The following is a 6,458-nucleotide window of genomic DNA, read 5'->3' as shown; positions in this document are numbered from 1 at the left end:
CGTGATGCCATGTCACCAGCGCTCCGCGCTGGTGAAGGCTCGGATCGCTCCGCGATCCGGCCTAGCGCCTACGGCGGTGATGCCTGTGGTGCAGCGGAGCGGGGCCGCCTGCCGAAACCTGACACACCTTCAGAACTTCTCGTGTGTGTCAAAGTTGATGCCGGATGAGATAGTGACTCATCGTGCACTACCAGGCCTCCTGACTCACCGTCAGGGTTCCGCGTCAGTCGCCTTGATAAAGGCTGACTTTCGCAGTTCCGTCCGTGCTGATCATTGTGGCGATAACGATTCCTGCATGCGCCTCGCAGACGAGTTGCGGAGGATTCGCCGGAGCCCTGACCACGAATTCTGGACGTGCGTAGCAGGGAGTTTCATTGACGGCCCATGAATGGGCGCAGTCGCGTAGGTCGTGCGGTTTGCGTGTGGGGGTGTCGGGCATGGGTGGGTGCTTCCCTTTCTGCGGGGCGGCTGGTGAGGGACGCGAGGCCGCGCGGTGTCGTGGGGCTTGGGGGCGCCGGAGGCGGCCCTTACCGGGGCGCGGAGCGGTCCGGCGCCGGAGGCGGCCCCTCGGCGGCGTGTGGCACCGTGACGCCGCGCCAGCCGCCCCGCAGGAAGGGTGTGTTGGGTTCGCCGGGTGGTGCGGCTCGCTGTGTCGAGCCGCCGCCGGGCGCGCGGCCCCCGGCCGACGCGCAGGGGAACAGCTCGGCGCCTTTGGCCCCGAGCACGCGCCGCCGTCCGTCCTGTCCAGCTCTTCTCTCCCTGCTGGTCGGGGCGGACGGGGGTGCGTGTGAGGGGTTGTCAGCGCTACTGGTGCGCGTTTGCATGTCGTTGACCAGGGGAGATCTGATGCCGGCCGATTCAGGGTCGGTAGGGGGTATGGCCGCCTGTTCGGTAGGGGGTTTGGTGCTGGACAAGCTCACGTGAGACACACTATTATTTGGAGTCCTGGGGGAGGCGAACCCCGGGAACCGCACAGAACCAACGAAGGGAACACCATGGAGATCAAGATTTCCGACGGGATCGTCCGCCGGGTGCACGGCGGCACCGACGCGCCCATGAACGGCCTTGCCGTCCAGGCCCGCACGATCGCGAACCTTCTCCCCCTCGTCGCCCAGCGCGCCGACACGAGCATCGTTCACAACGCGGACGCGAATTACACGGGAATCCGTTTCAACACGAAGGTCGGCCCGGTCGTCCTCGAAATCCCGTCCGGCGAAAAGCCTTACCGCATCGTTCACGAGCTGGTGGAGCCTGACGCGAAGGGGCGGACCGAGGTCGAGATGCGGCGAATTCCGCAGCTGTACAAGCCGCAGGGAATCGCTCTCATGACGTCTGAATTCCTGCGCACGCGCGGATTCCTGGGCTAGAGGCCTCTGGGTGGGGGCGCCGGGCGGGCGCCCCCACTACACATCAGGTCGGCACGGAATACGACCCGTCGGCGGGTCCGAGGAGAGGAAGAGGCAGTGGAGAAGACGATCATGGCGCAGGCGGAGCAGGAGACCGGTGTGCCGGTGGCGGACGCCGAGCGCGAGCAGGCGCGTTACGCGCTGGAGGAGTTGGCCGCGACGGAGTGCGGGCGGGTGTCCGGTGCGCGGGTTCCGGAATCGGTGCTGGAGCCGGTGCGGCCGTTCTTCGAGCTGGGGTGGGCCCTGGGTGTTCGTCTCGGCTACACGGGGCGGGCACTGTCGGGTGTGCCCGTGGACGCGGACACGGTCCGGCGGGCGTTCGCGCAGCTGCGGAATGCCTGGCTGGATCAGGGTGAGGTGGAGCCGGTGTTGTGGCAGCGGGTCCGGTATCACGGCAGTGTGGAGCGCAAGCACGGCTTGTGGTGGGTGTACGGGGTCCGTCAGGTCTGCCACCGGGCGGACGAGCCGGCCGAGGTGCGTTACGACCTGTGCGAGGTGTACGGCAACACCATCGTGACCCAGGTGACGAACGTGCGTCGGGAGAGCGTGACGCCGCTCCCCGAGTACCGCGCGCGGGGGTAATGGTGCTGGTCAGGGGTGGGTTCACACACCCCTAAAACTCACTATTATTGAAGTTGTTCGGGGGCGGTTGGCCCCGCCCCCGAACCCGCAGAAACCAACACGAGGAGAAACCACATGACCCAGCAGTTCGCCGAACGCGCCACCGCCGTCGCCCCGTCGGGAGCCCGCAACGCCGACCTGCCCGACCTGGTCCGCATCCTGGAGGACCAGAACCGGCGCAAGCTCGACGTCATCGCCCCCGCCTCCGCGCTGCGGCTGCACGACGGCATGCTCCACGTCAGCGGCGTGGAATCCATGCTCACCGAGGACGGCGTGACCCAGGTCGACGGCATCTACCGCCCCACGGGCGTCACCGACGAGGGCATCGCGAACAAGCTGCGCATCCCGCTCGCCTACCTGCGCCGCATGCGCGCCGAGAACGTCCCGCTCCTGGACGACAACGTGAACTCCTGGCTCGGCCAGGACCCCGGCCGCCGATTCATGCTCCGCGCGTTCCGCTCCGACTCCGCCCCCGGCGGGTCGCCGGCCGAAGGCGTCGCCCGCGCCCTGCTGTCCGACAGCTACAAGCTCATCGACAACCTGGACGTGCTGCTCGCCGCACTCGACGGCGTGAAGCAGTCCGGCCACCCCACCCGCGTCACCGGCTGCGACCTGACCGACCGGCGGATGCACGTGCGCGTCGAGTCGGACGCGGTCGCGGTCCAGGCCCGCGAGCTGCTGCGCGGCTACCGCTCGCCGTTCGACGGGCGCAGCGGTGACGAGCTGCCGATGGTGTCGGCGGGGTTCGTCATCACCAACAGCGAGGTCGGTTCGGGGGCGTACACGATCACGCCGCGCATCGTGTTCCAGGTGTGCACGAACGGGATGACCGAGACCCGGGACGTGATGCGGTCGGTGCACCTGGGCGGGAAGCAGGAAGAGGGCGTGGTGAGCTGGTCGGGGCAGACGCAGCGCAAGACGCTGGAGCTGATCACGTCGAAGACGACCGACGCGGTGCGTACGTTCCTGTCGCGTGAGTACGTGGAGGCGAAGGTGGCGTCCATGGAGGCCGCCGCCGGTACGCCGCTGGCCGACCCGGCGAAGACCATCGAGCACGTCACCAACACGCTCAGCATCGGCACCGAGGCCAAGGAATCGATCCTGGCGCACTTCGTGCGCGGCGGGCAGATGACGGCCGGCGGTGTCCTGCACGCCATCACGTCGACCGCGCAGACCATCAAGGACGCCGACCAGGCCGCCGAGCTCGAAGGCCTCGCGCTCCCCGCGCTGAACGCCGCCGCCGCGCACGGCTAGACCCCCCGGCGGGGCCGGACCCTTCCGGCCCCGCCCCAGGCCCAGCGCCTGTGCCGCCGCACCACGGGCCGCGCAGGCCCCGGGGCCCGAGCGCGGAGCGCTCCCCCACCCCGACAGGGAGCGCGGAGCGCGCCCGCCCGGCCCCTGCCGCGTAGCGGCAGCGCGACGCGTCTGCGGAGCAGACCGCGCGCCCAGAAAACCCCTGCTGCGCCCAGACCGGCGCGCGCCCTCCCTGCCTGCCTTGCTCGGCCATCACCAGGAGTTGTCATGCCCGAACTCATCCGTCCCGACGATGCTGCGCTCAAGGCGGCCATGGACCGTTCTCAGGTGGCGCTCGCCGCCGTCATCAGCGCACTCGGCGAGGGCCAGCACACGCTCAACATCATCAGCCTGCGCACCGACGACACGCTCCTGTCCGGCCGCGCCGACCTCTCGATCATCGATGCCCCATTCTCGGCCTCGGTGCTGTCCGAGGAGGAGTTCTTCCACCTGCGCGTCCTGCTGACGTTCGCCATCGAGGGCAGCACCGTGCGCAACGCCGTGCTGGTCTCCACCACCGGAGCCGAGCCCCTGCCGCGCGCATGCGCCTGGACCGTGTCCGACGGGTGGCCCCGCCCCATGGACGCCGACGTGCTCGGCGCCATGGCCACGCCGTGCGCGGGGTCCGGCGGCATCGAACGCGACACCTATACCGCGCCCGAGCTGTCCGAACACGCCTAGCAGTCTTCGCGCCCCCGGTCTGCCGCACGGCAGGCCAGCAGGCCGGGACTCGCCGCGATCCTGACCGCTGCCCCACCTGCCCAGGAGTTGACCATGCCCCGCCCCCTTCACGTGCTCGCGGCCCTCGCCGCTGCCTCCGCTCTCGTCCTGAGGGCCGCCGGCTGCGACGACACGGACGACAACTGCGCGATGAGCGCGAGCCGGACGCGCCAGGTCTCGACGATGGGCTTCACTCCCCCTCCGGCGCCCCGCCCGGTCCCGAAGGCACCGGACCTGCCGAAGGTGCCCACCCTGCCGCAGGCTCCGTACACGCCGCCCCAGAACAACCCTGCTCTGGACGGCACGCCCTGCGGCTGAGCACGCCGCGCCGTACTTCCCGCCACCCAGCCGGATCGCCGCGGGACGCCACCTGTCCCGCGCCCGACCCGGTTGGGGCCACGCAGCCCCCATCCCACTGCGAAGGACATACGAATGAGCAGTCAGACCGACCACCCCGAGCCCGGCACCGAATACCCGTTCAGCATCTCCGACATCGCTTACGCGACGGCCCGCGCACTCAGTGCCGGCTGGCTCGCCGACTCCGGATCCTGGGGCGTCACCGGGTACCTGGAACTCCCGGGCGTGCACACGACCGTGTTCAAGATCGGCGTCGACGAGGACAGCGATCTGTACATCGAGTACACCCGCTACGAGGACGACGCTTTCCCCGATTCCCCGCAGCTCCCTGACCGTGTGAAGTACTACGACGCCGGCGTCTACCTGGACGAGGCACGTGCGGATGAGGGCCTGGAGGAGCTCGCCGAGCGGTGCGCCGCCGCGATCCGCGCCGTCACCGGACGGGACTTGCGCACGAACGAGACCCCTCAGGGCTAACCCACAAGCAGTCTGTGCGCCCTGACGGACAGCGAGGGCCTTGCCCGATGTCTCGATGCGCTGTAATGTTGTTATTGCGAGTGAGGCACGCCTCCCTTCGCGGGTGACTGCGTCACGCGGCCCCGCCCCGCACCCCCTCCGCACGCGAGCAAAGGAGCTCACCTATGCGTCACCACGCCATCGCCAAGCACATCGGAGGGCGTTCCCGGCAGTGCGACGCCACCGCAGTCGTCGCAGCCCCGAACGGCGTTCGCGCCTACGCCCTGCTCGACGGCGTGGGCAGCACCGCCGAGGTCGCGCGCTGGACCCGGGGTGCCGCGCACCGCGTCGCCGCCCTCGCGGCCCGGCACCGCAATGCCGAGGCCGGCCTCCGGGCCGCCTACGACCACTACGCCGCCCGCGAGGAGCCCGACAGTCCGTTCGCTCCGCAGCTGCCGCACGCCGCCGCCGTCGTGGCCGTCAGCGCGCCGGGGAAGGCCCTCAGTGTCGCCTGGTGCGGCGACGCCCGCGCTTACCTCTGGGCCGGCCCGGGCGTCGCCCGGCTCACCGACGACCACAATCACCGGCGCGCCCACCCGCCCTACGGCCGCGCCAACATCCTCACCTCCTGCCTCGGTTCCAGCCAGACCGATGCTGAGGTCCAGCTCCTGCACGGCCACGAGGCCGTCGAATCCGCGTCCCGCCGCCTGGGCAAGCGGGGTCGACTTCTCCTCGCCAGCGACGGCGCGTACGAGCCGATCGAGGAATCCACCCTCGACCTCGCTGATCTCCTGGTCGGGGCCCTCGAAGACGCCGCAGACGTCACCGTTGCCACCGCCGTCGAGCTCTGGGGCACGGACGCCGACAACGCCACCGTGCTCGTCGCGGACCTCTTCCGCGGCATCCACTACTGAACAGCCACCCCGGATCGCCCAGTCCGCCAACGCCGCGGCCGGGCCCCTCCGACCCGCTCGACGAGGCGCCGAGGGTCCAGCCGGTCGCCACCCGACCCGTTGAACGGCCGGCGACCGTCGAGTCGCCACCCCCTATCCGCTGGGAAGACACCGCCCGGACCCTGCGCACCCAAACCCACGTCCGTCCAGGGCGCGCCGACACTTGCCTATTGTCTCGATGCGCTGCAATGTTGTTCATGACGGAAGGGGTCGGCGCCCCGCGAATCCGGCACCCCACCAACGAGAACGAGGCAGCAGATGACGACGCCCTTGCAGCTCGCAGACATCCAGCCCGGCGTGATCGTTTCCCTCGGCGCGGGGCCGTCCGTACCGACGGTGCAGATCGCGCATGTCGACCGCTTCCACATCACCTACGTGAGCGCCGACGGCTACCGCGATGGGGTGGAGGCAACGCTCTACAGGACGCTGGCCGAGAAGACGGCTGGCTGGCGTGCGGCCACGCCGAACGAGGCCGAGACGTTCCGCCGCAACTCCCGTCCGGCCCCCGAGAACTGGGAGTGACCGGCAGTCCCCCGCCCGGGGTGGGGGGGCCCCCGGGGCCCCCCCCCCGGCCCCCCCCCGGGGCCCCCCCCCCCCCCCGGGGGGGGGGCCGCGGCCCCCCCCCCCCCAACCCATGCCCGGCCCCCCCCAA

8 protein-coding genes are annotated in these 6,458 nt (G+C 70.5%); all 8 read left to right on the top strand.

Annotated features, from left to right (window positions below):
- The first annotated feature begins 995 nt into the window (after window positions 1-995).
- The 8 genes from ACIBTU_RS39470 to ACIBTU_RS39435 all read left to right on the top strand — a co-directional run bounded on the left by ACIBTU_RS39470 (window position 996) and on the right by ACIBTU_RS39435 (window position 6,328).
- Window positions 996-1,367, top strand: coding sequence for a hypothetical protein (locus tag ACIBTU_RS39470; protein WP_399131630.1), 372 nt, complete (start codon window positions 996-998; stop codon window positions 1,365-1,367).
- Window positions 1,368-1,463: 96 nt separating this feature from the next.
- On the top strand, window positions 1,464-1,988 hold the full coding sequence (locus ACIBTU_RS39465) for a hypothetical protein (RefSeq protein ID WP_399131629.1): 525 nt from the start codon (window positions 1,464-1,466) through the stop codon (window positions 1,986-1,988).
- 114 nt (window positions 1,989-2,102) lie between these two features.
- Entirely contained in the window at window positions 2,103-3,281 is a 1,179-nt protein-coding gene (locus ACIBTU_RS39460; RefSeq protein WP_399131628.1) for a DUF932 domain-containing protein, read from the top strand.
- A gap of 267 nt (window positions 3,282-3,548) precedes the next feature.
- Window positions 3,549-4,001: a hypothetical protein gene (locus ACIBTU_RS39455; RefSeq protein WP_399131627.1), complete on the top strand. Its 453-nt coding sequence runs from the start codon at window positions 3,549-3,551 to the stop codon at window positions 3,999-4,001.
- 93 nt (window positions 4,002-4,094) lie between these two features.
- Window positions 4,095-4,358: a hypothetical protein gene (locus tag ACIBTU_RS39450; protein WP_399131626.1), complete on the top strand. Its 264-nt coding sequence runs from the start codon at window positions 4,095-4,097 to the stop codon at window positions 4,356-4,358.
- Between the two features lie 114 nt (window positions 4,359-4,472).
- A complete protein-coding gene (locus ACIBTU_RS39445) occupies window positions 4,473-4,874 on the top strand; it encodes a hypothetical protein (RefSeq protein ID WP_399131625.1) in 402 nt (133 codons plus the stop codon).
- Window positions 4,875-5,038: 164 nt separating this feature from the next.
- Window positions 5,039-5,767: a PP2C family protein-serine/threonine phosphatase gene (locus ACIBTU_RS39440; protein ID WP_399131624.1), complete on the top strand. Its 729-nt coding sequence runs from the start codon at window positions 5,039-5,041 to the stop codon at window positions 5,765-5,767.
- A 297-nt stretch (window positions 5,768-6,064) separates the two neighbouring features.
- On the top strand, window positions 6,065-6,328 hold the full coding sequence (locus ACIBTU_RS39435) for a hypothetical protein (protein WP_399131623.1): 264 nt from the start codon (window positions 6,065-6,067) through the stop codon (window positions 6,326-6,328).
- The last annotated feature ends 130 nt before the right edge of the window (window positions 6,329-6,458 follow it).

This window comes from Streptomyces sp. NPDC050145 (assembly GCF_044460245.1).
GTDB lineage: Bacteria > Actinomycetota > Actinomycetes > Streptomycetales > Streptomycetaceae > Streptomyces.
This window is presented reverse-complemented; position numbering and strand designations above follow the sequence as displayed.

Excerpts from the sequence above, each read along its gene's own strand:
- ACIBTU_RS39445 (WP_399131625.1), top strand. The coding sequence starts at position 4,473 with ATGAGCAGTCAGACCGACCACCCCGAGCCCGGCACCGAATACCCGTTC.
- ACIBTU_RS39455 (WP_399131627.1), top strand. The coding sequence starts at position 3,549 with ATGCCCGAACTCATCCGTCCCGACGATGCTGCGCTCAAGGCGGCCATG.
- ACIBTU_RS39460 (WP_399131628.1), top strand. The coding sequence starts at position 2,103 with ATGACCCAGCAGTTCGCCGAACGCGCCACCGCCGTCGCCCCGTCGGGA.
- ACIBTU_RS39440 (WP_399131624.1), top strand. The coding sequence starts at position 5,039 with ATGCGTCACCACGCCATCGCCAAGCACATCGGAGGGCGTTCCCGGCAG.
- ACIBTU_RS39470 (WP_399131630.1), top strand. The coding sequence starts at position 996 with ATGGAGATCAAGATTTCCGACGGGATCGTCCGCCGGGTGCACGGCGGC.
- ACIBTU_RS39435 (WP_399131623.1), top strand. The coding sequence starts at position 6,065 with ATGACGACGCCCTTGCAGCTCGCAGACATCCAGCCCGGCGTGATCGTT.
- ACIBTU_RS39450 (WP_399131626.1), top strand. The coding sequence starts at position 4,095 with ATGCCCCGCCCCCTTCACGTGCTCGCGGCCCTCGCCGCTGCCTCCGCT.